25 protein-coding genes are annotated in these 25,902 nt (G+C 64.3%); 9 read left to right on the top strand and 16 right to left on the bottom strand.

Annotated elements, in window-relative coordinates:
• Positions 1–34 precede the first annotated feature (34 nt).
• The 6 genes from O9Z70_RS04145 to O9Z70_RS04120 form a co-directional block, all read right to left on the bottom strand.
• On the bottom strand, positions 35–1,837 hold the full coding sequence (locus O9Z70_RS04145; RefSeq protein WP_286021235.1) for a LysM peptidoglycan-binding domain-containing protein: 1,803 nt from the start codon (positions 1,835–1,837) through the stop codon (positions 35–37).
• Positions 1,838–1,971: 134 nt separating this feature from the next.
• On the bottom strand, positions 1,972–3,564 hold the full coding sequence (gene cimA / locus O9Z70_RS04140) for a citramalate synthase (protein WP_286021234.1): 1,593 nt from the start codon (positions 3,562–3,564) through the stop codon (positions 1,972–1,974).
• Positions 3,565–3,586: 22 nt separating this feature from the next.
• Positions 3,587–4,078, bottom strand: coding sequence for a GFA family protein (locus tag O9Z70_RS04135; RefSeq protein WP_286021233.1), 492 nt, complete (start codon positions 4,076–4,078; stop codon positions 3,587–3,589).
• Positions 4,075–4,227, bottom strand: a complete 153-nt coding sequence (locus O9Z70_RS04130) for a hypothetical protein (protein ID WP_286021232.1) — start codon at positions 4,225–4,227, stop codon at positions 4,075–4,077. The genes O9Z70_RS04135 and O9Z70_RS04130 overlap by 4 nt, the downstream gene beginning before the upstream one ends.
• A gap of 140 nt (positions 4,228–4,367) precedes the next feature.
• Positions 4,368–5,747 carry a cysteine--tRNA ligase gene (gene cysS / locus O9Z70_RS04125; RefSeq protein WP_286021231.1) on the bottom strand — a complete coding sequence of 460 codons (1,380 nt, stop codon included), beginning with the start codon at positions 5,745–5,747 and terminating at the stop codon, positions 4,368–4,370.
• A gap of 332 nt (positions 5,748–6,079) precedes the next feature.
• Positions 6,080–7,087, bottom strand: coding sequence for a fumarylacetoacetate hydrolase family protein (locus tag O9Z70_RS04120; protein ID WP_286021230.1), 1,008 nt, complete (start codon positions 7,085–7,087; stop codon positions 6,080–6,082).
• 143 nt (positions 7,088–7,230) lie between these two features.
• Here O9Z70_RS04120 and O9Z70_RS04115 point away from each other — a divergent pair, with 143 nt between their 5' ends.
• Positions 7,231–8,379 carry a DUF2865 domain-containing protein gene (locus O9Z70_RS04115; protein WP_286021229.1) on the top strand — a complete coding sequence of 383 codons (1,149 nt, stop codon included), beginning with the start codon at positions 7,231–7,233 and terminating at the stop codon, positions 8,377–8,379.
• On the opposite strand, the gene gltX is transcribed toward O9Z70_RS04115, so the two are convergent.
• The gene (gene gltX / locus O9Z70_RS04110) at positions 8,324–9,652 is read right to left on the bottom strand and encodes a glutamate--tRNA ligase (protein ID WP_286021228.1); all 1,329 of its coding nucleotides are present in this window, start codon (positions 9,650–9,652) and stop codon (positions 8,324–8,326) included. The two genes, O9Z70_RS04115 and gltX, sit on opposite strands and share 56 nt — an antisense overlap.
• The gene (locus O9Z70_RS04105; protein WP_286021227.1) at positions 9,649–11,316 is read right to left on the bottom strand and encodes an NAD+ synthase; all 1,668 of its coding nucleotides are present in this window, start codon (positions 11,314–11,316) and stop codon (positions 9,649–9,651) included. The genes gltX and O9Z70_RS04105 overlap by 4 nt, the downstream gene beginning before the upstream one ends.
• A gap of 275 nt (positions 11,317–11,591) precedes the next feature.
• Between O9Z70_RS04105 and O9Z70_RS04100 the strand changes: the two genes are divergently transcribed.
• A complete protein-coding gene (locus O9Z70_RS04100; RefSeq protein WP_286021226.1) occupies positions 11,592–12,032 on the top strand; it encodes a response regulator in 441 nt (146 codons plus the stop codon).
• Positions 12,033–12,054: 22 nt separating this feature from the next.
• Here O9Z70_RS04100 and O9Z70_RS04095 read toward each other — a convergent pair whose 3' ends face one another.
• From O9Z70_RS04095 to rpiA, 5 genes are all read right to left on the bottom strand, one after another.
• Positions 12,055–13,977, bottom strand: a complete 1,923-nt coding sequence (locus tag O9Z70_RS04095; protein WP_286021225.1) for a PAS domain-containing protein — start codon at positions 13,975–13,977, stop codon at positions 12,055–12,057.
• A 109-nt stretch (positions 13,978–14,086) separates the two neighbouring features.
• Positions 14,087–15,463, bottom strand: coding sequence for a class II 3-deoxy-7-phosphoheptulonate synthase (locus O9Z70_RS04090; RefSeq protein WP_286021224.1), 1,377 nt, complete (start codon positions 15,461–15,463; stop codon positions 14,087–14,089).
• A gap of 84 nt (positions 15,464–15,547) precedes the next feature.
• Positions 15,548–16,921 (bottom strand): glutathione-disulfide reductase, encoded by a 1,374-nt coding sequence (gor, locus tag O9Z70_RS04085; protein WP_286021223.1) that lies wholly within the window; start codon positions 16,919–16,921, stop codon positions 15,548–15,550.
• A gap of 106 nt (positions 16,922–17,027) precedes the next feature.
• Positions 17,028–17,555: a DUF2059 domain-containing protein gene (locus O9Z70_RS04080; RefSeq protein WP_286021222.1), complete on the bottom strand. Its 528-nt coding sequence runs from the start codon at positions 17,553–17,555 to the stop codon at positions 17,028–17,030.
• A gap of 21 nt (positions 17,556–17,576) precedes the next feature.
• Complete coding sequence (gene rpiA, locus O9Z70_RS04075) at positions 17,577–18,275, bottom strand: ribose-5-phosphate isomerase RpiA (protein WP_286021221.1); 699 nt, start codon at positions 18,273–18,275, stop codon at positions 17,577–17,579.
• 255 nt (positions 18,276–18,530) lie between these two features.
• On the opposite strand from rpiA, the gene O9Z70_RS04070 reads away from it, so the two are divergent.
• The 4 genes from O9Z70_RS04070 (at position 18,531) to O9Z70_RS04055 (ending at position 20,925) form a co-directional block, all read left to right on the top strand.
• A complete protein-coding gene (locus tag O9Z70_RS04070; RefSeq protein ID WP_286021220.1) occupies positions 18,531–19,118 on the top strand; it encodes a L,D-transpeptidase in 588 nt (195 codons plus the stop codon).
• Between the two features lie 129 nt (positions 19,119–19,247).
• Positions 19,248–20,261 carry a GTP 3',8-cyclase MoaA gene (moaA, locus tag O9Z70_RS04065; protein ID WP_286021219.1) on the top strand — a complete coding sequence of 338 codons (1,014 nt, stop codon included), beginning with the start codon at positions 19,248–19,250 and terminating at the stop codon, positions 20,259–20,261.
• 60 nt (positions 20,262–20,321) lie between these two features.
• Positions 20,322–20,522, top strand: coding sequence for a DUF4160 domain-containing protein (locus O9Z70_RS04060; protein ID WP_286021218.1), 201 nt, complete (start codon positions 20,322–20,324; stop codon positions 20,520–20,522).
• Positions 20,515–20,925 (top strand): DUF2442 domain-containing protein, encoded by a 411-nt coding sequence (locus O9Z70_RS04055; protein WP_286021217.1) that lies wholly within the window; start codon positions 20,515–20,517, stop codon positions 20,923–20,925. The genes O9Z70_RS04060 and O9Z70_RS04055 overlap by 8 nt, the downstream gene beginning before the upstream one ends.
• 6 nt (positions 20,926–20,931) lie before the next feature.
• Here the strand turns inward: O9Z70_RS04055 and O9Z70_RS04050 are convergent, their stop codons facing one another.
• Together O9Z70_RS04050 and O9Z70_RS04045 are read right to left on the bottom strand one after the other, a co-directional pair.
• Entirely contained in the window at positions 20,932–21,411 is a 480-nt protein-coding gene (locus O9Z70_RS04050) for an Lrp/AsnC family transcriptional regulator (protein WP_286021949.1), read from the bottom strand.
• Positions 21,412–21,432: 21 nt separating this feature from the next.
• The gene (locus tag O9Z70_RS04045) at positions 21,433–21,606 is read right to left on the bottom strand and encodes a hypothetical protein (protein WP_286021216.1); all 174 of its coding nucleotides are present in this window, start codon (positions 21,604–21,606) and stop codon (positions 21,433–21,435) included.
• 88 nt (positions 21,607–21,694) lie between these two features.
• Here O9Z70_RS04045 and O9Z70_RS04040 point away from each other — a divergent pair, with 88 nt between their 5' ends.
• Both O9Z70_RS04040 and O9Z70_RS04035 read left to right on the top strand, forming a co-directional pair.
• Positions 21,695–23,221 carry a sensor histidine kinase gene (locus O9Z70_RS04040; protein WP_286021215.1) on the top strand — a complete coding sequence of 509 codons (1,527 nt, stop codon included), beginning with the start codon at positions 21,695–21,697 and terminating at the stop codon, positions 23,219–23,221.
• A 40-nt stretch (positions 23,222–23,261) separates the two neighbouring features.
• A complete protein-coding gene (locus O9Z70_RS04035) occupies positions 23,262–23,927 on the top strand; it encodes a DUF6683 family protein (protein WP_286021214.1) in 666 nt (221 codons plus the stop codon).
• 16 nt (positions 23,928–23,943) lie between these two features.
• Here O9Z70_RS04035 and cobT read toward each other — a convergent pair whose 3' ends face one another.
• Entirely contained in the window at positions 23,944–24,966 is a 1,023-nt protein-coding gene (gene cobT, locus O9Z70_RS04030; protein WP_286021213.1) for a nicotinate-nucleotide--dimethylbenzimidazole phosphoribosyltransferase, read from the bottom strand.
• Between the two features lie 60 nt (positions 24,967–25,026).
• On the opposite strand from cobT, the gene O9Z70_RS04025 reads away from it, so the two are divergent.
• Positions 25,027–25,887: an adenosylcobinamide-GDP ribazoletransferase gene (locus O9Z70_RS04025; protein WP_286021212.1), complete on the top strand. Its 861-nt coding sequence runs from the start codon at positions 25,027–25,029 to the stop codon at positions 25,885–25,887.
• The last annotated feature ends 15 nt before the right edge of the window (positions 25,888–25,902 follow it).

Genomic DNA, 25,902 nt, shown 5'->3' with positions numbered 1-25,902 from the left:
GAAACGGCGCCTGAAGGCGCCGTTTGCACTGGGTTCATTCCCCGTTCGGCAGGTCAAAGACCTGACCGGGATAGATGCGGTCGGGATCCCGTATCTGGCCCTGATTGGCCTCGTAGATCGTGGTGTATTTGAGACCTTCGCCATAGACGCGCCGGGCAATGGTCCACAGATTGTCGCCCCGGCGGATAATGGCCTTGCCGGAGGCGAAACGCTGCGCATCGGGACCGCCCAGCGACACCGCGACCATGGTGGGCACTGCCGGCGACGCAACGGGCTCAGCCGCCGGGGCGGGCTCGGGAGCGGGCTCGACCGGCGCGGGTGCGGGTGCGGCAACGGCCTCCGGCTGCGGCGCTGGGGCCGGTGCAGTCGCGGGTTCGCCGGTTGCGGGCTCGCTGGCGGGCGCGGCGACCGGTTCTGGAGCTGGCGCAGATTCCGGCGCCGGTGCCAGGGGCTCGGCCACGGGCGCGGATTCAGTAGCCGGGGTTTCCGCCGCCGGTGCTGTGGCTGGAAGGGCCGGAGCGGCAGGCGTTTCGGTCTCGGCGACCACAACGGATTCTTCCGGCGCCGCTGGCAGATCGACCATGAAATCCACCTCGGCGCGGGCCACGACCCGGGCATCGCCTTCTTGCAACAGGTCGACGCGGACGCGCTGGCTGGGCTTGTCGAGCACGGGGCCCGCCTCGATCAGCCAGCGTCCGCCGGTGACCCTGGTATCGGCGATAAAGGTGTCATCCACATAGAGCCGCAGGATTTCGCCTTCCGGGCCGGCACCGGCGAAGAAGGTGCGCTCGCCATCGAGTTCGATGGCATCGATAGTGGGCGCAATGCCGGTGGTCTGGATTGGCGCCGGTTCCACGACAGTGTCGGGAATGGCGGCGAGCTGGGATTCATCCGGCTCGGTCACCGGCGCGACCGGAGCTTCGGCAGGTTCGGCAGGCGCGGTCTCGGTCATGGAGGGCTCAGACGCCGTCGGCTCCGCCGGGCTGGCCAGGGGCGCCTCCGCGGCGGGATTTTCGGCCGGAACCGTTTCGGGAACGCTGGCCGCCGGGGCTTCTTCGGCAGGCGGGGGCGTTGCGGGTGCCGGCAGGGCCGCGACTTCCAGTGCCGGCGCGGTGGCGGGCTCCTGCTGGCTTGGTGCCGCCGGTTCTTCAGCGGGAAGCGCCGTCTCGACGGACTCTGCTGGCTCTTCGACCGGAACAGCAGCGGCCGCGACCTCGATGGATTCGGGCTCGGCAGCAGGTTCCGCCGTGGCCACGCTGGCGGGCTCGGCGGCGGGCGCCGTCAGGCCCTGCAGGACTTCACTGGCCTGGCCGGGCGCGCTGGCGACGACCAGGGGCTGGGAGGTCCGGTCCTCGTTGACCACGACGATGAAGGATTGCTCCGCCGCGCCGGCCTTGCCCTCCTCGCCCAGGGTGATTTCGAGGCCGCCGGGCGGCAGCGGCGTTTCGGGCACGAAGACCCAGTCGCCGCTGGCTTCGACCTCGACCGTGCCGAGCAATTCGCCATTGGCATAGACCTGCACCAGGCTGCCGGGCGTACCGCTGCCGGCAATGACGACCGAGCCATCGGGCTCGGCGCGCAGCAGACCGAACGTGGCGGCGAGGACATTGTCGGCAGCCGCGGCATCGATAGGTTCGGCCGACGGGACGACGTCAAGCGCCGGCTCTTCGGAAACCGCCGTCTCGGCCGTTGCCAGATTGAGGTCGGCTTCAGGCGCGGCGTCCGGGATCTCGGTTTCGGCCGTGACCGGCGCGGGGAGCGGCGGCACCAGGCCGATTTCCGCCAATTTGCCGCGCAGGCACAGGCCCATGCCGTCTTCGCTGTTGAAACAGGACACGATGGAAGGACCGGCCAGAATGCCGAGAATGACGACAAGGGTAGCGGCCGCTGCTCCAATGGTCAGAGCAAGAGGACGTTTCGGAGCGGTTTCGGCCAGTTTGCCCTCCCGGGAATTTCATTCTGCCGGCGGCGTCAGGCCGCCTCGGTTTTCAACAGCTTGTAGGTGATCGATTCATACAGAGCTTCAAAGGACGCATCAATGATATTGGGCGAAACGCCGATGGTTACCCAGCGTTCTCCTGTGCCATCGCGGCTTTCGACCAGCACGCGGGTGACCGCGCCGGTGCCGCCATCGAGGATACGCACCTTGAAATCAACCAGTTCGAGGTCTTCGATTCGTGCGGAATAGATGCCCAGATCCTTGCGCAAAGCCAGGTCCAGCGCGTTGACCGGACCATTGCCCTCCGCCACCGACATCAGCAATTGGCCCTCGACGCGGATTTTCACCACCGCCTCGGTGACCGTGACTTCCTCGCCCATGGCATTGTGGCGGCGCTCCACCATGGCGCGATAATTCTCCACCTGGAAGAAGTCGGGCAGCGTGCCCAGCACCCGCCGCGCCAGAACGGCGAAGGAGGCGTCGGCGCCGTCATAGGAATAGCCGCCAGCCTCGCGCTCCTTGACGGTGGCGAGCAGCCTTTCGAGGCGCGGATCGTCCTTTTCCAGCACAATATCGTGGCGGGCCAAAGCCGTCAGCAGGTTGGATTTGCCGGCCTGCTGGCTGACCATGATGGCCCGTTCATTGCCCACGCTTTCGGGCGGCACATGCTCATAGGTCGAAAAATCCTTGAGCAGGGCCGAAGCGTGAATACCGGCCTTGGTGGCAAAGGCCGAGGCCCCGACATAGGGCGCCTGCCGCGTCGGGGCGCGATTGAGCCGGTCGTCGAAGGCGCGGGAAATATGGGTCAGGCGTTCGAGGCGCTCGGGGGTGATGCCGGTCTCGAAGCGCTCGGAATAGAACGGCTTGAGCACCAGGGTGGGGATCAGCGTCACCAGATTGGCATTGCCGCAGCGCTCGCCCAGACCGTTGAGCGTGCCCTGGACCTGGCGCACGCCGGCCTCGATGGCCGCCAGCGCATTGGCCACGGCCTGTCCGGTATCATCATGCGGATGGATGCCGAGCCGATCGCCGGGCGCCACTTTCACGACCTCGCCGACAATGTCGCGTATCTGCGAAGGCATGGTGCCGCCATTGGTGTCGCAGAGCACCACCCAGCGGGCGCCGGCCTCCAGGGCGGTGCTGATGCAGGCCAGCGCGTAATCGGGATTGGCCTTGTAGCCATCGAAGAAATGCTCGAGGTCGATCAGGGCTTCCTTGCCGGCGGCAATGGCGGTGCGGACCGTATCGGCAATGCCTTCGAGATGGTCTTCCGTGGTCGAGCCCAGCGCCAGCTCCACCTGATAATCCCAGGCCTTGGCGACGAAACAGGTGGCGGCGGCGGCCGAATTGGCGAGGCTCATGACGCCGGGATCGTTGGCGGCCGAGCGCCCTGCCCGCTTGGTCATGCCGAAAGCGGTGAAAATGGCGTTGCTGGTGCGCTTCTTCTCGAAAAAGCTGGTATCCACTGGATTGGCGCCGGGATAGCCGCCTTCAATATAATCCACACCTAATTGCTCGAGCAGGCCGGTAATGGCGATCTTGTCCTCAAGCGAGAACTCGATGCCGGCGGTCTGGGCACCGTCGCGCAAAGTGGTATCGAAAAGATAGAGGCGTTCACGGGACATGTTTGGGAGCCTAACTCGAAGTTTATCTGGGGGGCCAGACGGAGGTATCGCGGTCGGGATGCTGGCGGCTGGTGGCCTTGATGGCACTCCACCAGTCCTGGCGCTCGGGCCGTTCGGTGACCCCGCCATCCTCGATATCGGGGAGCGTCCCGAACCAGGCCACCCGGCTTTCGGCGCCGGACTGGCCGCGCGGCGGGAACATTTCGGGATGATCGAGCGAGCCGATGGTGAAATTGACGCGGTTGCCGGTCACGTCGTCGTAAAAGAGCGGCGTGCCGCAATCGCGGCAGAAACCGCGATCCACATGTTCGGACGAGCGGAACCGCGCCGGCTGCCCCCGCGTCCAGATAATGGCCTCGCGCGGCGCGGCGACCAGAGCGGCGAAAATATTGCCCACGGCCTTCTGGCACATGCGGCAATGGCAGATATGGGAATTGTCCATCATCTCGGTGGCGTGATAGCGCACGGCGCCACATTGGCAACCGCCGCTGACGTCCATGGGATAGCGTTTCATCGGGGGTTCTCCAATGCGGCCCAGATGCCCTCGGCGACGTTGCCGGGTCGGGCGAGGATGTCGTTGTTCCAGAGGCGCAGCAGGCCGAAGCGGCGGTCCCGCGGCAATTGCCAGAGCCGGCGCTCGGCTTCGGTCGGCTGCCGGCACATGGAGCGGGCGTAGGAGAGCAGGTGGCGTCCTATGGCTGCATCGCCCCCCTCATCCGCCCTTCGGGCACCCTCTCCCCTTGTGGGAGAGGGTGGATCGGCCGCAGGCCGAGACGGGTGCGGGGGTTTCTCCGCTGCCACCATCACCGCTTCACCTCCCATTTCGTCCGCCGCTGGCCTTCCTCGTCCTTGTAGTCCATCAGGGCGATGCCCTGTTCGGCCAGTTCGGCGCGGATGGCGTCGGCTTTGGCGAAGTCCTTGGCATTGAGGGCATCGAGACGGGTGGCGATCCGGGCGGCGACGTCCATGTCGACGCTCACCTGGCGCTGGATCTGGATGCCCATCAGCCCGGCGAGAGCCAAGCCGTCCGCTACGCGGCCTTCATCGACGATGAGCGCATGGATGCGTCCGATGGCGCCGGGGCTGTCGAGGTCGTCGGCGAGGCGCTCGACAAGGCCGGGGGCGAGGCTGGCAGCCGGCTCCGCATCGCCGGCGGCGCGCTCCCATCTTTCCAGCAGGGTCACCGCCTCCTCCAGCCGCTTGACGGTGAAATCGATCGGCTCGCGGTAATGGGTCATCAGCATGGCCAGGCGCAGGACTTCGCCGGGCCATTTGCGGCCGCCGAAATCCGTGGTTTCGAGAAGCTGGTGGATGGTGAAGAAATTGCCCAGGCTCTTGCTCATCTTCTGGCCTTCGACCTGAAGAAAGCCGTTATGCATCCAGACATTGGCCATGGCATGGGTGCCGTGGGCGCACCGGGACTGGGCGATCTCGTTTTCGTGGTGGGGGAAGATGAGGTCGAGCCCGCCGCCATGGATGTCGAAGGTCTGGCCCAGATAGCGCTCGGACATGGCCGAGCATTCGATATGCCAGCCGGGGCGCCCGCGGCCCCAGGGACTGTCCCATCCGGGCTCCTCGGCACTGGAGAGCTTCCACAGCACGAAATCGGCCGGATTGCGCTTATGGGCATCGACGGCGATGCGGGCACCGGCGAGATTGTCCGCAAGATTGCGGCCCGAGAGCTGGCCGTAATCGGGCATGGATTCGACGGCGAACAGCACTTCTCCATCCGCCTGATAGGCATGTCCACGCGCGATCAGGGCCGCGATCAGGCGCTGCATCTGCTCGATATTGTCGGTGGCGCGCGGCTGGACGCTGGGTTCGAGACAGAACAGGGCCGCGACGTCCTGCTGATATTGCGCGGCAGTGGTCTCGGTGACCTTGCGGATGGCCTCGTTGAGCGGCAATTGCGGATGATCGCGCAAAGCCCGCGCGTTGATCTTGTCGTCGACGTCGGTGATGTTGCGCACATAGGTGACGTGGCCGGCGCCATAGACATGGCGCAGGACGCGGAACAGCAGGTCGAAGACGATAGCGGCGCGGCCATTGCCGATATGGGCGAAGTCATAGACCGTGGGACCGCAGGCATAGAGGCGCACATTGCCCGCATCCATGGGCGTGAAGGGCGCCTTGGCACGGGTGAGCGTATTGTAAAGCGTAAGCTGCGGCTTTGCCGAGGACATATAGGCTTCCTGTGGCCAGACAAAATGATGCCCTGGCGGGGGAGCCTCTATCCGTTTCGAATTATCGGGATGAAGAAGACCGCTCCGCCAAGCTGGGGTTAGCAGGTAATAATGCAGGCGGTAATGGTGCAAAAGGTCTTCATGGCGCCGGAGATTGGCTGCGCCGCCGCAGGAAAGCAAGCAAAAACAAAAAAGGGCGGCCCGAAGGCCGCCCCAATCGCTTTGGAGGCGATAGAAAATCAGCGGCGGAACGGCCGGTGGCAGGTGTCCCGCAAGCGACACACTGACACGGGTTTATCTCGGCCCCAACGAACACACGGGAATGTTATCTTTCACCTGTCGAGCAGTTGCACGATCTGCTCCATGTCGCCGAAAAGCGACCGCCCCTCCGCATCGATGGCGCCGATCCGCACGCGGTCGCCGGGCTTGAGGAAGGGCGTGCGGGCGCGGCCATATTTGGCTTTTTCGGCGGTGCGGGCTTCGGCAATGCAGGCAAAGCCGATGCCGTCGCGCTTGATCGGCAGGGTCTCGTCGTGCGGATTGGAAATGGTGCCGCCGCCAATGATGGTGCCGGCGGCCAAAGCGCGGGTGCGCGCCGCCTCGACAATGAGATCGGCGAAATCGAAATGCATGCCGATACCGGCATTGGGCTGGCCATAGAGCGTGTCGTTGACCTCGACGCGCACCGGCAGGTGCAAGCGGTTGTCGCGCCAATGCAGGCCCAGACTTTGCGGGGTGATGGCGAGCGGCGCGAAAGCGGTGGACGGCTTGGCGTGGAAGAAGCCGAAACCGTTCTGGAGGTCGTCCACCACCAGCCGGCGCAGGGAAACATCATTGAGCACGGTGACGAGACGAATGGCGGCCTCGGCCTGTTCGCGGGTGGCGCCCATGGGCACCGGCCCGATGATCACCGCGGCTTCGGCCTCGAAATCCAGCGCCAGGTCGTCGGCGGGGACGATGATGGGATCGGTGGGGGCGGACAGCGAATCGGAGCCGCCCTGATAGATCAGCGGCCGCACCGATTGCAGTTCCTCGTCCTTGCTGCCCTTGAGCGAGCGGACCCGTTCCAGATGGCTCAGATAGCCCGAGCCGTCGATCCATTGATAAGCGCGCGGCAAGGGCGCATGGGCCAGAGCCGGATCGAAGGGCTGGCCGGCAATGGCGCCGGCATCGAGCTGGGCGGCAAGCTCGGCCAGGGCCGGCGCGGCGCGCTCCCATTCGTCCATGGCGGCTTGCAGATTGGCGGCGATCCGGCCGGCCGAGACATAGCGGGCGAGATCGGCGGAAACGACGACGAGCTGACCATCGGGGCGCGCATTGCGCAGGGTGGCGAGTTTCATGACGCCTGTTGTCTCCGCTCTCGGTGTGGCCCTGGCGCGCTACCACGAAGCAGCGCACGCCGCTATAATGTTGCCATGGGCCCTAGCGATGTCTTAAGGCGCTGGGGCGCGAGGCGGTTGCGGCCCCGATATAAGGATTTCTGGTGACGTTTCCATCGACCGGCCTGCGTGCCCTGGTTCTGCTGATTCTGACGATCGTTGTGCTGGCGCTGGATGTCGAGGCCGCTCACGCGCAGGCCAATCAATGCGCGCGGCTGCAAAATGCGTTGGGCCAGTTCGACCGCAATGGCGATTTCCGCCAGATCAACAACAATACCAATGCGGCCCGGCAATTGGCGCGGCAGGTGCAGAATGCGGAAAGCCAATATATTCGCCAGGGCTGCAATGACGATGCCCGCGCCGGCCGCACCCTGACCCGCGAATGCCAGCTCGTCGCCCGCGATGTCATCAGCTTGCGCAACCAATATGCGGAATTGGCCAAGTCGGTGGAAACCGGCAATGCAGTGGCGCAGCAACGCGAGGCGATCTTGCAGGAAATGGCGCGTTTCGGCTGCAATGCCGGCTCCAGCGCCACCTTCACCCAGGAGCGCCAGTCGATTTTCGACCGGGTCTTCGGGAGCGCCTCGGGCGGCGATTTCACCAATGGCGATTTCATCGATGGCGGGGATTATTGGGGCTATCAGGGCTATAATACCGTGCGCACGGTCTGCGTCCGGCTGTCCGATGGCTATTTCTGGCCCATCAGCTACGCCACGCTCACCGATTATGTCGGCAATGACGCGATAGCCTGCCAGCAGATGTGCCCCAATACGCCGGTCGAGCTGTATTATTACGACAATCCGGGCCAGGAACCGGAGCAGATGCGTAACATGTCCGGCTCGCCCTATACCGCGCTGCCCAATGCCTTCGCCTATCGCAATGCTTTCGACAGCGCGTCGAGCTGCCGGGTGGCGCCGCCGGCCGATGGCGCGGTGCGCGTCGCCAGCGCCGGAGATGGCAGCAGCCGGGCGATGCTGGATATCAACGGCCTGAGCTTCCCCCTGCCGCTGCGCGATCCGCGCGGCACCGTGCCGGTGCAGGCGGCCGAAGCGGTGGCGGTGGAGCCGGTGGCGGCGATCGCGCTGGTGGACGTGCCCCTGCCCCGCCCCCGTCCGTCAGGACCGGGGGAAATCGCCCGCCGCCCCGAAACCCCGGCCGAGCCGGACTTGCGCATCGTTCATTTCGGCGACAAGGCCGTCAGGATAGTCGGTCCAGACACACCTTACGCCCGAGCAGGACAAGCAGGGACCTGAGTTCCGGGCCGTCGTGGCGGCCGGTCAGCGCCAGGCGCAGCGGCAGGTATAGCGCCTTGCCCTTGCGCCCGGTGGCGGCCTTGAGAGCCTCGGTCCATTGGCTCCAGATCGTGTCGTCCCAGGGTTCGGGCGGCAGCAATGCCCTGGCCAGGGCGAGAAATTCCCGATCCTCGGCGGCAATGACCGGCTCGACCGGGCCGGTGACGAGCTTGGACCATTCCACGATATCGGGGAATTTTACCAGATTTTCGCGCAGCAACAGCCACGTGGCCTCGCCTTCAAGACCCAGCGCCGAAAGGCGCGGAGCGGCTTGCTCGTAGGACATATTGTGCAGAAGGCGGGCATTGAGGCCGTTCAGTTCGGCCGGATCGAAGCGCGCCGCGCCATGCGAAATCATCGACAGGTCGAGTTTTTCGGCGATAGCCTCGAGGCTCTCATAGGGCTCCACCGACAGGCTGGTGCCGGTCAGGGTAGCGACGATGGCAACGGCCAGCGGCTCATAGCCGTCATGGCGGAAATCGGCGATCGATTGCGATCCCAGCCGCTTGGAAAAGCCCTGGCCCTGCGCGTCGGCGAGCAGGTTATGGTGACCGAATATCGGCGCCGCGCTTCCTAGGGCCTCGAAAATCTCGACCTGGGTGCCGGTATTGGAGACATGGTCCTCGCCGCGGATCACATGGGTGATGCCGAGTTCGATATCGTCGACCACCGAGGGCAGCGTATAGAGATAGGAGCCATCGGCGCGGATCAGCACCGGGTCGGACATGGCATTGGTGTTGACGGTCTGCTTGCCCTTGATGAGGTCGTCGAACTGCACCGCGAGACCATCGAGCCTGAAGCGCCAATGCGGCCGGCGGCCTTCCGCTTCCAGCCGGGTCTTGTCCTCGGCGGTCAGATCGAGGGCGGCGCGGTCATAGATCGGCGGCTTGCCGAGCAGGCGGGCGCGGGCGCGCTTGCGGTCCAGTTCTTCTTCGGTCTCGTAGCAGGGATAGAGCCGGCCGGAGGCGATCAGCCGGTCGCGGGCGGCGTCATAAAGATCGGTGCGCTCGGACTGGCGGACCAGCAGGTCGGGCACCACGCCGAGCCAGGCGAGGTCCTCCTCGATGCCATCGGCGAAGGCGCGCGTCGACCGCGCCAGGTCGGTGTCGTCCATGCGCAGCACATAGCGTCCGCCATGACGGCGGGCGAAGAAATAATTCAGCAGCGCCGGCCGGGCATTGCCCAGATGGATGCGGCCGGTTGGCGAGGGAGCCCAGCGTACGGTTACATTCATCCGACCGTTGCGTCCTTATAACCGTTGGTAATGGGATATTTGCGGCCCATGCCGAAGCCGCGCCGGCTGATCTTGGGGCCGGGCGCGGCCTGGTGGCGCTTGTATTCGGCGATATTGACCAGCCGCTCGACGCGCTTGACCGTGGCCGGATCATGGCCACGCCTGACGATATCGCCCAGCGCCATCTCGTCCTCGACCATGCAGCGGAGAATGTCGTCCAGCACCGGATAGGGCGGCAGGCTGTCCTGATCGGTCTGGTCGGGCCGGAGTTCGGCGCTGGGCGCCTTGTCGATGATGGATTGCGGAATGACCCGGCCCAGGGGACCGAGGCAATCGCCGGGCAGGTTGCTGTTGCGCCAGTCTGCCAGCGCATAGACCTGCATCTTGAACATGTCCTTGAGCGGATTGAAGCCGCCATTCATGTCGCCATAGATGGTGGCGTAGCCGACGCCCAGTTCGCTCTTATTGCCGGTGCTGAGCAGCATGGAGCCGAGCTTGTTGCTGACCGCCATAAGAATGGTGCCACGCATGCGGGACTGGATGTTTTCCTCGGCAATATCGAGGGGGCGATTGCCGAAGACGGGCTGCAACTGGCTGAGCGCCTGATCGACCGGATCGCCGATGGCCACCACATCGTAGCGTACCCCGAGCCATTCGGCGCAATCCCTGGCGTCGCGCAGGCTCGCCTCGGTGGTGTAGCGATAGGGCAGCATGAGGCAATGGACCCGTTCGGGGCCGAAAGCATCGACGGCCATGGCGGCGACCACGGCGCTGTCGATGCCGCCCGACAGGCCCAGCACGACCTGGGAGAAGCCGTTTTTCTCCACATAGTCGCGGAGGCCCAGTACGCAGGCGCGCCAGGGAGCTTCCTCCGGCGAGGGCAGCGGCTCGACGCTGCCATTGGCGCAGGTCCAGCCGGTTTCGCCGCGGGTCCAGTCCGTGACGATAAAATCGGGCTCGAAGGATTTGCCCTGAAATACCAGAGCGCCGCCCGGCTCGACGGCGAAGGAGGCGCCATCGAAGACCAGTTCGTCCTGACCGCCAACCTGGTTGAGATAGAGCATCGGCAAGCCATGCTCGGCAATGCGGGCTCGCACCAGGCCATGGCGAACCTGCTGCTTGTCGGCCCAATAGGGCGAACCATTGGGGCAGAGCAGGATTTCGGCGCCGTGCGTGGCCAGGTGCTCGCAGATCAGCTTGTGCCAGATGTCCTCGCAGATGGGGATGCCAATGGACACGCCCTTGATCTCGACCGGCAGCGGCAGCTCGCCGGAGGTAAAATAGCGCTGCTCGTAGAAAACATCGGAATTGGGCAATTCGCGCTTATGGCGAATGGCAATGATCTCGCCGCGCTCGGCCACCAGCACCGCGTTGAACAGCGTCTCGCGCTCCTGCCAGATCGTCGGCAGGATCAGCACAAGCCCCGACCCGGCGGTGGCGGCCACCAGCAGGCGCGCCGTCTCCATGGCATCGGCGACGAATTGCGGCTTGAACAGCAGATCGTCGGGGAAATAGCCGGTGAGAAAGAGTTCCGGAAACATCACGATATCGGCGCCGGCAGCATCGGCATGCTCCAGCGCCTGGCGCGCCTGAGCCAGATTGCCGGCAAGGTCGCCCACTTTGGGGTTGAGCTGGGCAAGCGCAATACGGAGCTGGTCGGTCACGGTGATATAGGCCTCGATCGAGGGAGAGCCGCTCTGCCGGCTCGGCGGAACGCGCGGGCAGATTTAGCTTCTCGCCCCTGACAGAGCAAGCGGCGGCGGCAGATTAGCGGTTTCGTCCAAAACTACCGCTCTTCGTGCAAATTGTAACGTTATAGGGCTTTGGTAACACTCGGAACGCATCATGGTCGATCACATCAGCGCGTAGCGGCCAAGCCATGGCAACCGGATCGGCTTCCGCGAGTTTGCCCCCTACTCCCGATATAAAAGTGCCGTTCATGCCCAAGCCCTATCGCATCCTCATTGTCGAAGACGAATTCATCGTCGCCGCCGAAATCGAAAATGTCGTGTCCGAGATGGGACACGAGGCTGCGGGCATCGTGTCCGACCGAACGGCAGCACTGAACCTGGCCGGGCAATCGGACATAGCGCTGGTCGACCTCAATCTCCGCGACGGCCCCACCGGCATCGGCATCGGCCAGATTCTGGCGCAGGAATATGGCGTGAATGTCGTGTTCATGACCGCCAATCCAGCGCAATTGGGCAATGGGGTGCCGGGAACGATCGGGGTCCTGCCCAAGCCGGCGACGGAACGCGAATTGCGCGAAGTGGTGGAATTCGCCATAGCCTGCCGGGCGGCCGCCGAAGCCAAGCCGCCGCAAAGGCTGACATTGTTCGACTGGTCGGCGCGTGGCCTGGCCGAGAGCCTTGTCGGCTAAAGCCTGAAGCGATCCGGCTACACTAAACGCTTTCCTCGTCCGGGGCCGCGCGCAGGCGCATTGAGCGATTGAGAGCGTTGCGCGGCACGACGATCTTCACATGCAGCCCTTCCGGCCGCCAGTCGCGCTCCAGAGTGCCGCGCATCTGGCCTTCAACCGATAGGCCGATCAGCTTGGTGCCGAAGCCGCTCAGGGCGTCGGGCGGCCTGGTTTCGGGGCCGCCATTTTCCGTCCAGGTCAGGCAAAAATCCTCGCCGGCATCCTCGCCGGCGATATGGACGCGGCCCTGGGGCTGGCACAGCGCGCCATATTTGGCGGCATTGGTCGCCAATTCGTGGAATAGCAGCGCCAGCGGCGTGGCGGCGGCGTCATCGATGCTGACATCCTCGCCGGAAAACAGCACGCGCTCGACTTCGCCATCGCGATAGGGGCTCATCAGCCGGGCGATGAGCGCCGACAAGCGCCCCTGCCCCGCAGCGCCGGAGACGCTGAGATGGCTGTGCGGGCGCACGAAATCATGGGCCTCGCCCAAGGCATAGATGCGCTGGCGCAGATCGTCGGCGAAGGACCGCGCCTCCGGATAGCTGCGGGCGGACAGGCCGACTATGCCGTTCAGAACCGCGAAGATATTCTTGATGCGGTGACCGAGCTCCTGCGCGACCAGTTCGCGCTCTTCGGCGGCCAGCCTGGTCTCGTGAATGTCGGTCGCCGTGCCGATCCAGCGGACAAGCTGGCCATTGGCATCGTGGACCGGCAGGGCGCGGCTCAGCGACCAGCGATACTCGCCGCTCCGGTGGCGCATCCGTGTTTCCAATTGATAGGGCTCGCCCGCCGCCGTGGCCTGGCTGCGGCGTTCATCGGCCTGCAAGCGGTCATCGGGGTGGATCAGCGCCAGCCATTGTTGCCGATCCAGCAGATTCTCATGGCCGACAAATTCGTGCCAACGGGCATTGACGTAATCCACCGTGCCATCGGGCAAGGCGGTCCAGACGCGCTGGGGCATGGTATCGGCCAGGGTGCGAAAGCGCAGCTCGCTCTCGGCCAAGGCCTCGGCGGTGCGGTGCTGCTCGGTGATGTCGATGGCGATGCCGGGAAAGCGGTAGAGCTGGCCGGCGGCATTCTGGCGGGGGCGGCCGGCGGCCACAACCCAGCGGATCGAGCCGTCTTCGCCTATCAGGCGGAACTCGCAGCGAAACTCATCCAGCGTCTGGCTCGACCGGCGGATTTCGGCTTTGACATTGTCGAGATCGTCCGGATGCACACTGCGAAAAAAGCTCTTCAACGGTACGCCGAGGCCGGCCCGCAGCGGATCGATGCCGAACATTTCCGCGAATTGATCATCGGCGGTGACCAGATCGTCGGCCATGTTCCAGTCCCAGGTGCCCACCAGGGAGGAACTGGACAAAGCCAGCGTCAGCCGTTCCTCATTGCGCACCACGGCCTGCTCCGCCAGGACGCGATCGGTGGTCTCGTGCAGGATGCAGAGCAAGCCCATGGAGCGGCCATCCTCACCCACGACGGGGCTGCAATGGAGGTCCATCCATATGGTTTCCGCCTGGCCGTGGCGGGCCAGGGTCAATTCCTGATCGGACAGGGTCCAGGATTCGCCGCGCAGGCCGCGTTCGATATTGTCGCAATGGAAGGCGGCGATTTCTGGCCAGGCTTCGGCCGCGCTCAGGCCGAAGATTTCCGGATGGCGGCGGCCGGCGAATTGGGCATAAGCATTGTTGTAGAGCAGAATGCCTTGCGGCCCCACCAGCATATACATGGGGATCGAGGCGACGATCATGGCGCGAACGGCGCCTTTCAGCCCGTCGGGCCAGTCGGCGATTAGGCCCAATGGATTGGATGCCCAGTCGAAATCGTTGAACAGCTTGATCGTCGGATCGAGATCCAGACGGGCCCTTGTCTCAGGTGTGGCGGCGGGAAAAAGTGACCTCGGCATGTTCGACCCTTTGGCGCTACAGCTATTTTTGACAGCCATTGCCAAAGAAAAACAAGCCGCACGCTGATTTTCTCAACGCGCGGCCCTGACTTCGGTTCAGTACCGGGACTTACTCGCCGGCCGCCTGCTGCTGGTGCGGCGGCTTTTGCGCATGCACTTCTTCGGCCACCAGGAAGGCCAGTTCCAGGGCCTGGCTGGCATTGAGGCGCGGGTCGCAATAGGTGTTGTAGCGGTCCGACAGCGAGGCTTCGGTCACCGCGGAAACGCCGCCGACGCATTCGGTGACATCGTCGCCGGTCATCTCGATATGCAGCCCGCCGGCATAGGTGCCCATGTCGCGGTGCACCTCGAAGAAATCGCGCACTTCCGAGAGCACCCGGTCGAAGGGGCGGGTCTTGAAGCCGGTCGAGGCCTTGATGGTATTGCCATGCATGGGGTCGCAGCACCAGACGACGGTGCGGCCGGCTTTCTGCACGGTTTCGATCAGGCGCGGCAGGTGCTCATGCACCTTGCCGGCGCCGAAGCGGGAAATCAGGGTGATGCGGCCGGCCTCGTCGGTGGGGTTCAGGCGGTCGAGCAGGCGCAGAAGATCGTCGCTGGACAGGCTCGGGCCGCATTTGACGCCGATGGGATTGTTGATGCCGGCGAAATATTCGACATGCGCCTCATCCGGGTCGCGCGTCCGGTCGCCGATCCACAGCATATGGCCGGACGTGGCGTACCAATTATTGGTGATGGAATCGCGGCGGGTCAGCGCTTCCTCATAGCCGAGCAGCAGGGCCTCATGGCTGGTATAAAAGCTGGTCTGTTTAAGCGCCGGCGTATTGTCCGGATTGAGCCCGAGCGCCCCCATGAAGGTGATGGCGTCATCGATCTTGCGCGCCACTTCCTCGTAGCGGGTGTTCCAGTTGGACCCCTTCATGAAGCCCATGGTCCATTCGTGGATGCGGGTCAGTTCCGCATAGCCGCCCATGGAGAAGGCGCGCAGCAGGTTGAGCGTCGCCGCCGACTGGCGATAGGCCTGCAGCATGCGATGGGGATTGGGAATGCGCGCGGCTTCGGTGAAGCCGATATCGTTGATGATATCGCCGCGATAGGACGGCAGTTCGAGCCCGTCGATCATTTCGGTATCGGCAGAACGCGGCTTGGCGAATTGCCCGGCGACGCGGCCGACCTTGACCACCGGCTTGGAGGCGCCATGCGTCAGCACCAGCGACATCTGCAGGAAGACGCGGAAGAAGTCGCGGATATGGTCGGCACCATGCTCGGCGAAGCTCTCGGCGCAGTCGCCGCCCTGGAGCAGGAAGGCTTCGCCCCGGGACACCGCGGCCAGGCGGGACTTCAGCTCCCGGGCCTCGCCGGCAAAGACCAGCGGCGGAAAACTGCCGAGCTGCCGCTCCGCTTCGGCAAGCGCCGCCGGATCGGGATAGGCCGGAACTTGCCGTACCGGCTTGCCGCGCCAGGAACTGGGGGTCCAGGTGGTCATATTCTGTCTCGCTTATGCCGGGGCATTCTTGAGGGCTCCGGGCGATCTACCAAGCCCGGGCCGCCATGCCAAGGGCAGAAGGCCTCAGACCTTCTGGCAATCCCGATAGATATAGGTCGGGGCCTTGAAGGTCACCAATTCCTCGGCCGCCGAGGGGTGAAGCGCAATGGTGCGGTCGAAATCGGCCTTGGTCGCGCCCATGCCGACGGCAATGGACACCAGCTGGATCATCTCGGCGGCGCCCGGCCCCAGGATGTGAACGCCCAGAACCTTGCCGCCATCCTTCTCGGTAATGAGCTTGAGCACCATGCGCTCGATGCGGGTGGAGAGCGTGTTCTGCATCGGGCGGAAGCGGGCGACATAGACGTCGATATCGCCATGGGTCGCGGCCTCCTCCTCGGTGAGGCCGACCACGCCGATTTCCGGCTCGGAAAAGACCGCGGTGGGGATCAGCGAGTGATCGACCGCAAGCGGATTGTCGTTGAACACCGTCTCGGCGAAATACCAGCCTTCCCGGATGGCCACGGGGGTCAGCTGGGCCCGGCCGGTGACGTCGCCCACCGCATAGATGGAAGGCACCGAACTCCGCGAATATTCGTCGACGACGATGACGCCGAAATCGTTGACCGCCACGCCGGCCTTTTCGAGGCCGAGTCCCTCGATATTCGGCCGGCGTCCGGTGGCGAACATCACGGCGCCGAACGGCGCGGTGACGCCATCGCTGAAGGTTGCCAGCACCTCGGCGCCGGGCTTGGACAGTTCGACGACATTGGTCTGGTAGATCAGGCGGATGCCGCGTTCGGTGAGGCCTGCCTCCAGCCCGCGCCGCATATCCTCGTCGAAGCCGCGCAGGACGCAATCGCCACGATAGATGAGGGTGGTGTCCACGCCCAGGCCGGCGAAGATGGTGGCGAATTCCACCGCCACATAGCCGCCGCCCTCGATGAGGATGGAATGCGGCAGCGCCGGCAGGTCGAAAGCCTCGTTGGAGGTGATGCCGAATTCGGCGCCGGGAATATCGGGAATGAAGGGCCGCGCGCCGGTGGCGACCAGCAGATATTTCGCCGTCAGCTCGCGCGCCTGCCCCACCAGCCTGATGCTGTTGGCGCCGCTGACCACGGCACGGTCGCGAATGATCTCGACGCCGGGCTTTTCGAGATTGCTCGTATAGGCCTGTTCGAGCCGGGTGATTTCCTTTTCCTTGGCGGCCACCAGGCTCGGCCAGTCGAAACTGGCATCGACCTGCCAGCCAAAGCTTTCGGCAATGTCGAACTGATCCTTGAAGCGGCTGGCATAGACATAGAGCTTCTTGGGCACGCAGCCCCGGATGACGCAGGTGCCGCCGACCCGGAATTCCTCGACGATGCCGACCCTGGCCCCATAGGTCGCGGCCATGCGAGCGGCCCGAACGCCGCCCGAACCGGCGCCGATCACCAGAAGATCGTAGTCAAAGCTCATATCCGCCCCCGCAATTCATCGTAAAGCACCGATGGATATAATCATGCCGGCACATAAAAAAAGACCCTGCGACGAGCAGGGTCAATGTTTGGCGCTGCAGGCACGATCAGATTTCGACGCCCTTGGCGCGGAGGCCGGAGCGCACTTTGGCGAAGAACTCGGTACGCAGATTGTTGGTATAGACCTGGAGGACGCGGCGAATATCGGCGTTTACCTCGGAATTGGCGGCGGCCAGTTTCTGGCCGGTCGGCGATTCATAAAAGCCGACGATCTCGCGCAGCTCGTCCAGGGTAAAGCGCATCGCATAGACGCGAGCGAACTGATCGAGCAATTCGCCCTTGCGGCCATTATATTCCTTGATGACATCGCCGATGGTTTCGTTGGTCTGGTCGATGATCTCGGGATTCTGGGTGACGATCTGGCGCATAGTGTCGATGCCGACCTCGACCACGGTGGTCTCGAAGACGGCGCCCCGATCGGTGAGGTCGATATATTTGCGGGCCAGGGCCAATTGCTCGGGGGCGACTTCCTGCGCAAAGGCCGGCGCCGCCATGGCGATCAGACCAGCCGCCAGCACCGCACCCATAACGGCCTTGGCGCCGCGCATCATGTTCCCGTCCGTCCAGAATGCCATATCGTTCGATCCACGCTCAGTCTATTGCGGTTGCAGTTCTTCTACGCCATTCGGCGTCGCCACATAAGCCTTGCTGCACATTTTCAGGAACAGTCCATGCTGGACCACGCCTGGAATATTCAACAGGTCGCTCGATAGCGCTTCTGGCTGTGAAATGCGGCCAAAAAAAGCATCGAGAATAAGGTGCCCGCCATCGGTGACATAAGGCGCGCCGGCATCTTCGCCGCGCAATTTCAGCCAGGTATCGGCGCCATAGGAGCTCAGAATATCGGCAATGGAGCGGCGGGTGGCCCCAAGACCGAAACGGTTGACCTCGATGGGCAATGGAAAATTCCCGCCCAGCGCCGCCACGCACTTGCTGTCATCGGCGATGACGATCATCGCGTCGGAGGACGCGGCGACGATCTTTTCGCGCAGCAGCGCCCCGCCGGCGCCCTTGATCAGGTTGAGCGCCGGATCGATTTCGTCGGCCCCGTCCACCGTCAGGTCGAGCCGGTCCAGAATGTCGAGGTCGGACAGGGGGATATGCAGCTCCCGCGCCTGCCGGGCGGTCGCCTCGGAGGTCGGCACGCAGATGACCTCCAGCCCCTCGGCGACGCGCTGGCCCAGCAAGTCGACGAAATGGCGGGCCGTCGAGCCGGTGCCCAGTCCCAGCCGCATGCCGTGGCGCACTTCCGATAGCGCCATGGCCGCCGCCTGCCGCTTCAATGCCTCGCTCATCGCGCCAATGCCCTCCTGCCGGTCGCAGGCGGATGTGGCAGGGGCCGGCAGGGCTGTCAAGGCGAAGAAAGAGGCGCGATCACCGTTTGGTGAACGCCGATTGTAACCGGCTGGCAACACAATGTGGCGATGATGCGGCATTTGTGGCGGGATGAGGGCCGTCTCTCTTTCCGGCAAGGTGTAATCGAAGTAATGACGCTAATCGTCGCGGACGGCGAATCAAAGCCAGTCGCGCATCCAGAGGCCAGGTAGAAGATGAAGTTTATCAAACTCGTATTGGCGATAGGCATGTCCATCCTGCTATCGGCCAGTTTGGTGGCGCCGGCATCCGCGGCGGTTTGGTACAATCCCGACACCAACACGTTCGAAGATCGCGCCGCGACGGCCGGTCGCGGCGGCAGCCCGATCCGCAAGCAGACGGTGGACTACGAAACCAGGCACAAGCCGGGCACGATCGTGATCGAAACCGGCGAACGCCGGCTGTATCTGGTGCTCGAAAACGGCAAGGCGATAAAATACGGTATCGGCGTCGGACGCGATGGTTTCCGCTGGTCCGGCACCCACCGCATTACCCGCAAGGCCGAATGGCCCGGCTGGACCCCGCCCCCGGCCATGCGCAAGCGCGTTCCCGACCTTCCTGCCTTTATGCCCGGCGGCCCGGACAATCCGCTCGGCGCCCGCGCGCTCTATATCGGCTCGACCCTTTATCGGGTTCATGGCACGTCCGAGCCATGGTCGATCGGCCAGGCCCTGTCCTCCGGCTGCATCCGGCTCACCAATGACGACGTCATCGACCTTTACGATCGCGTCAAGGTCGGCGCGCTGATCGTGGTCAACCATTAAGGCGGCCAGTGAATTGGAAGGCCGCCGCGAGGCGGCCTTTTTTGTTTGCGCTTGTCGCTTGAGACTGTCCGCCGCTTCCGTCGCCGCGGAGAAATTGCGCCGAGCCTCGGGACGTCCTAGATTACAGAAATGGATATCGCCGCTGCCCCTGCCCCATTGCTGATCGACCGTTTCGGCCGGCGCGTCTCCTATCTGCGTATCTCGGTGACCGACCGCTGCGACTTCCGCTGCGTCTATTGCATGGCCGAGGACATGACGTTCCTGCCCAAGAAGGACGTATTGAGCTTTGAGGAAGTCGAAGCCATCGCCGGAGCCTTCATCGCCCGGGGCACGACGAAAATCCGGTTGACCGGCGGTGAACCGCTGGTCCGCCGCGACATCATGGACCTGGTGCGCAGCCTGGGCAGCCGGATTGGCGCGGGCCTGGACGAATTGACCATGACCACCAATGGCAGTCAGCTCGCCAAACATGCGGTGGACCTGTTCTCAGCCGGCATCCGCCGCATAAACGTCTCGCTGGATACGCTGGACCCGGAGCGCTTCCGCGCCATTACAAGGCGCGGCCGGATCGCGGACGTGCTCTCGGGCATCGAGGCGGCACGGGCGGCGGGCCTGGCCATCAAGATCAATATGGTGGCGATGCGCGGCGTCAATGACGACGAAATCGAGCCGATGATGGCCTGGGCGCATGGCAACGGCATGGGCCTGACATTGATCGAGGGCATGCCGCTGGGCGAGGTCGGCATAGACCGCGTCGATACCTACCTTCCCTTGCGTGAACTGCATGACGGGCTGGCGCGGCGCTATAGCCTGACCAGGCTCGACAAGAGCACAGGCGGCCCGGCGCGTTATGTGCACGTCGCCGAAACCGGTGGCACGCTGGGCTTCATCACGCCGATGAGCCATAATTTCTGCGAGAGCTGCAACCGGGTCCGGCTGACCGCGACCGGGCAATTGTTCCTGTGCCTGGGGCAGGACGACCAGGTCAATCTCCGCGATGCCTGGCGCGAAGGCGGTGCACAAGCGCTTGATGCCGCGCTGGACCACGCCATGCTCATCAAGCCGAAAGGGCATGATTTCGTGCTCGACAGGACAAGGCCGGAGCCGGCAATGGCGCGGCATATGAGCGTGACGGGGGGGTAGCATTGAAAAACCCAACTGCTTGGGTTATTTGATATGGTGACCCTCCTTCGTGAAGGTGGGATGCGCTTCGTGATCTATCTGGATGATCATGAACCCGCCCATGTTCACGTTTATGGGGACGGAGAGGCGCGGATAGATATCGTCAACCTGAACGTTCTTTCCGTCAGAGGAATGAGCAAGCGCGATACAGTTCGGGCGCTGTCGGTTGTGTCGCGTCATCGCAGCTATTTTCTGCATTGTTGGACCGATATTCATGGCTGAAGTCGAATTCGAAGATCGTGACTATGCCGAAGCGGTGGCGCGCGGCGCGGCCGAACGCGCCGGCCAACCCACTCCAAGATCGGTGCGCTACGAGCCCTTATCGGACCGTATCGTTGTCGAGTTCGAGAACGGCGCGGCCTTCATGGTGCCCGCTCGTCTGTTGCAGGGACTGGAAAGTGCCGATCCCGACGACATCGCCAAGGTCGAACTGGCGGGAGAGACCGGATTGCATTGGCCGCAACTCGACCTCGACTTCACCATATCGGGGCTGATGCAGGGCGTATTCGGTACGGAGAAGTTCATGGCTGCCAGCCGTCGCGGCGGTCAGTCCCGCTCGGTTGCCAAGGCGGAAGCAGCGCGGCGGAATGGGCGCCTTGGCGGCCGGCCGCGCAAATCGTCCTGACCGTCCCTATTTGTCGTCGTCCACCACGATGGCGAAGTCGAGCGGCAGGGCCGTGGTATATTTGATCTGGCCCATGGCGAAAGCCGAGCTGACATCGGTCAGATTGATCTTGCTGATCAGGCGCTTGTAGAAGACGTCATAGGCGCCGATATCGGGCACGACGACGCGCATGAGATAATCGACGTCGCCGCTCATGCGGTAGAATTCCACCACTTCGGGGAATTCATCGATCACCCCGGAAAACTTACGCATCCAGCCATCATTGTGTTCGTTGGTCTTGACCGAGACGAAAACGGTGACGCCGACATTGACCTTGGCGGGGTCGAGTACGGCGACGCGGCGCTGGATGACGCCATCTTCCTCCATTTTCTGAATCCGGCGCCAGCACGGCGTGGTGGACAACCCGACTTTTCGGCCGATTTCAGCCACCGGCATGGTGGCATCCCTTTGTAAAAGCGACAGAATTTTCCGGTCGATCTTATCCAGTGCCATGATGCCCTCGTGAAATCAGTTTTTATCAACACCCGCCAGACCAAGCGGCAACGCGGCGATGAGTGCCACAAACACCCCTTTTGCGCAATAAAATTGCGCAGAGCAAGTTATCAAAGCCGAAAAAGAAAAATTAACCATGCCCGCCGTTATCGAGCCGGATCCGCCGCCGGCTCCGCTTGCGGATTTCATATGCCGTTAACCAAGCGGCCCTAATCTGCGGTCTAAGTGTCGCGAGCGCGTTTTATGTTCGCACCATCGAGTAACGAGTACGAGTGCCATGCCGTCCCAGTCGGTCAGCGAAGCTGATATCCGCGCGCCCATCGGCGTCGACGGCAAGCGCAATGCCCAGAAAGCGGTGAGCGAAGCGCGCCAGCGCCTGACCTCCAGCTCGGGCACCCGCGCCGATTTCGACTTCGAGCTGATGCATGATTATGCCGCCGCCCGGATCGGCGCTGCCCTGCCCATGGCGGTCATCGTCGGCATTCTCGCCATCGTCGCCAGTTTCTGGGTGCCGGTGACCATCACCGCCCTCTGGGCCGGGCTGGTCATCGCCAGCCTGCTGATCGTCGTGCAGATGGCGCGGCGTTTCACGCTGGCCGACCCGGTCAAGTTCAATGCCGCGCGCTGGACGACGAGTTTCGTCGCCGCCGAGACGGTGAGCGGCGTGGCGCTGTCGCTATTGGCGCTTTTCACCCTGGTGGCCGAGCAGGCCGATTTGACGCCGGTGATGTTCGCCATGGCCCTGGTCGGCATCGCCAGCAACGCCATCGCCACCCATACCCTGCCCCCGGCCACGTTGATGAGCACCTTGCCGGTGACCATGACCGTGTCGGCGGCGCTGGTGGCGCTGGGGGGAACCCTCAATTACACGCTGGCCGCCGTCACCATTTGCGGCGAAATCTTCTTCCTGTTCCTGGCCCGCCAATTGCACGGCGCCGAGCTCGAAACGATCTCGCACCAATCCGAGAAGGACACGCTGATCTATGAGCTGGAAGAGGCGCGGACCATGTCCGACGAGGCCCGCCGCCATGCCGAGCAGGCCAATATCGCCAAGAGCCAGTTCCTCGCCACCATGAGCCACGAACTGCGCACCCCGCTCAACGCCATTATCGGTTTTTCCGAGGTGCTGAAATCGGAATTGCTGGGGCCGCACAAAGTATCGCAATATAAGGAATATGCCGGCGACATCCATGGCAGCGGCCAGCACCTGCTCAACCTCATCAACGAACTTCTCGACCTCAGCCGTATCGAGGCGGGCAAGTATGAATTGAACGAGGAAGCCGTGTCGCTGGTCGACATCGCCGAGGATTGCCGCCGCATGATGGAGCTGCGCGCCAAGGCCAAGAGCATCGAATTGGTGTTCAGCTATGGCGACAACCTGCCCAAGCTGTGGGGCGACGAGCGGGCGATCCGCCAGGTCATGCTGAACCTGCTCTCCAACGCCATCAAGTTCACCCCGCAACACGGCAAGGTGACGCTGGTGGTGCAGCGCAGCGGCGATGGCGGGCAGATGATTTCCGTCAAGGACAATGGGCCGGGCATTCCCCAGAACGAGATCGACACCGTGCTCTCCTCCTTCGGCCAGGGATCGCTGGCGCAGAAGACCGCCGAACAGGGCGCCGGCCTCGGTCTGCCCATCGTGCAGAAGATCATGGACCTGCATCAGGGCCGGTTCGACCTATATTCGAAGCTGCGCTTCGGCACCGAGGCTTTCGCCACCTTCCCCCGCGCCCGCGTCATGGATGCGCTGGCCCCGGTGGTGGAAAAGCGCAACCGGCTGGAAATCTATTCCGTGGCCGGCTGATCACCGCAAATTTGCCGTGATCGGCGGCAGGATGGCGCTCATGCATGCTTTGACAATCCGGCGCTCGCTCGCCGCCGCTTTCGCCCTGGTGGCCCTTACCCTGCCCCTGGCGGCGCAGGACGAACCGCAGATCAGGGTGGCGCCGGCGCCCGAAGCCAGCGCGGCGGCGGATTTCGACACCGGCTACCGACCCTCCGCCTATGTATCGACGCGGGTGCAGCGGGCCTTTCTGGAGGAGTTGCGCTGGTCGGCCGGCACCGAGATCCGCGACAGCCTGGCCGCCGCTTTCGCCGAGCGCAAGCCGGTCGATATCTGGCAGGACCTGGTGGCGGATCAGGGCCTGACCGTCAACAATGTCGCCGACGCGCTGACCGCCTATTGGGTGCTGAACTGGATCACCGCCAATGGCGCCTATACCGCCAAGATCGACAATGCGCCGATCCAGCGGCAATTGCGCGTGGCTTTTGCCAACGATGCCAATTTCGTCGCCATCAACGATCAGAAGCGCCAGCAGCTCGCCGAGGGCTATATCCTGAATTTCCTGCTCGAACACGCCGCGCTCAACCAGGCGGTCGCCAGCCGGGACCTCGACGCGCTCAACCGCATGGCAGCGGCCTCGGTGACGCGCTTCCAGCGCAGCATGGGCCTCAACCTGCTGGCATTGGTGCCGAGCGAAGAAGGTTTTCGGGCACGCCCGCGGGACTGATCCCGCCGCGGCTTGCTCAGCTCGATTTGCCGCTGATTGCGGCGCTGTCGAAGGTCGCCATATTTTCGTGCAGGTGCAGCGCCGTCTTGGCCATCACCGCCGCCAGGGCCGCGCCGGTGCCCTCGCCCAACCGCATGCCCAGATCGAGCAGCGCCGGTTGTCCCATCTGCGCCAGCACCCGCGCATGATCGCCTTCCGCCGAGACATGGGCGAACAGGCAATGATTGATCGCTGCCGGATTGACCGCATGGGCGATGGCGGCCGCGGCGGTGGCGACATAGCCATCGACGATCACCGGCACTTTCTGATGCCTTGCGGCCACCAAGGCGCCCAGCATGGCGGCGATTTCCCGGCCGCCCAGCCGCGCCAGGATGGCCAGCGGATGGTCCAGCGCGCCGTCATGACAGGCCAAGGCCCGGTTCACCGCATCGGCCTTGCGGGCCAGCCCCGCATTGTCCACGCCCGTGCCCCGGCCGACCCAGTCCTCGCCCGTGCCGCCGTAAAGCGCGGCATAGATGGCGGCGGCGATCGTGGTATTGCCGATGCCCATTTCCCCGATGCAGATCAGGTCCGGCTTGCCCGCCACCGCTTCCATGCCATAGGCGATAGTGGCGGCGCACATCTGATCGTCCAGGGCCGGCTCGCTGGTGATGTCGCCGGTGGGTAATTCCAGCGCCAGTTCGAACACCCGCAAATTGATCTCGTGCAGCGCGCAGATCTGTGAAATCGCCGCGCCGCCATTGGTGAAATTGGCCACCATCTGCGCCGTCACCTCGCGCGGAAATGCCGAGACGCCCTGATCGGTCACGCCGTGATTGCCGGCGAAAATGGTCACCATCGGATTGCCGAGGCGCGGCTGGCCGCGATGCTGCCAGCGGGCAAGAAATTCGACCAGTTCCTCCAACTTGCCCAGCGAGCCGGACGGCTTGGTCAATTGGGCGTCGCGCTGGCGAACGGCAGCGACGGCGGCCTCGTCTCCGTCCGGCACGGCCACCAGAAGGTCGACGATATCGGCGAAGGCGGCGTTGAGTGCGGGCATGGCAAATCCGGCATGCTATGATAGGGAGGGGCGCGACCTTGTTGCCCATTACGGAGCGAATTGCAATTGACGCGAGAGGCGCCCGAGACCGAGCAGCATCCCGCAGCCGACCCGGCCCGAGAGGACGACGACCGGCCCGGTCCGCGGCCCGGCGGCTTCGGGTTCAGGGGCGATCTAGTCATGGCGCTGCGCTTCTTTTCGCGCCTGCCGACCGGCCGGCATCGTCACGAAAAACCCGATCTCGGCCGCATCGCCCCGGCGCTGCCGCTGGCCTCCCTCATCATGGGCATTGTCCCCGTTCTCTTGCTGGCCGGCGGCATCTGGGCGGGCCTGCCGCCCTATTTCGCCGCCGCCCTTGCCGTTGCCGCCATGGTGCTGGTTGGCGGCGGCATGATGGAGGATGCACTGGCCGACGCGGCCGACGGGCTGTTTGGCGGCTTCACGCCGGAGCGGCGGCTCGATATCCTCAAGGATAGCCGGCACGGCACCTATGGCGTCGCCGCCCTCTGTCTGTTTCTGCTGCTCCGGGTCACGGCTTTGGGCAGCCTGGCCGCCCTCGACCCGCTTGCCGCCGGCGGGCTCTGGCTGGCGGCCAATATTGCCGGACGGTCCGGGGCGCTGTGGCTCGCCGTGGCGCTGCCGCCGGCGCGGGCGGATGGGGCCTCGGCCGCCGCCGGCGCCCTGCCCGCTTCCCGCTTCGCCATCGGCGCGGCGCTGGCCATGCTTCTCGTTCTCGCCATCGGCGCGCCGGCATCGAGTCTGTTGGGCGTCATGTCCGCCTTGCTGCTGGTGGCGCTGATCGTGCCCTTCTGGAGCGCCGTGTGCCGGCGGCTTGTCGGCGGGCAGACCGGCGACCTGATCGGGGCCGGCGGTGGACTGGGCGAAATAGCGGCGCTGGCCATGCTGCTAATCTTTGCCTGATGCCTTGAATTTGCC

Origin of the sequence: Devosia sp. YIM 151766 (assembly GCF_030285925.1) — a bacterium.
Classification (GTDB): domain Bacteria; phylum Pseudomonadota; class Alphaproteobacteria; order Rhizobiales; family Devosiaceae; genus Devosia.
This window is presented reverse-complemented; position numbering and strand designations above follow the sequence as displayed.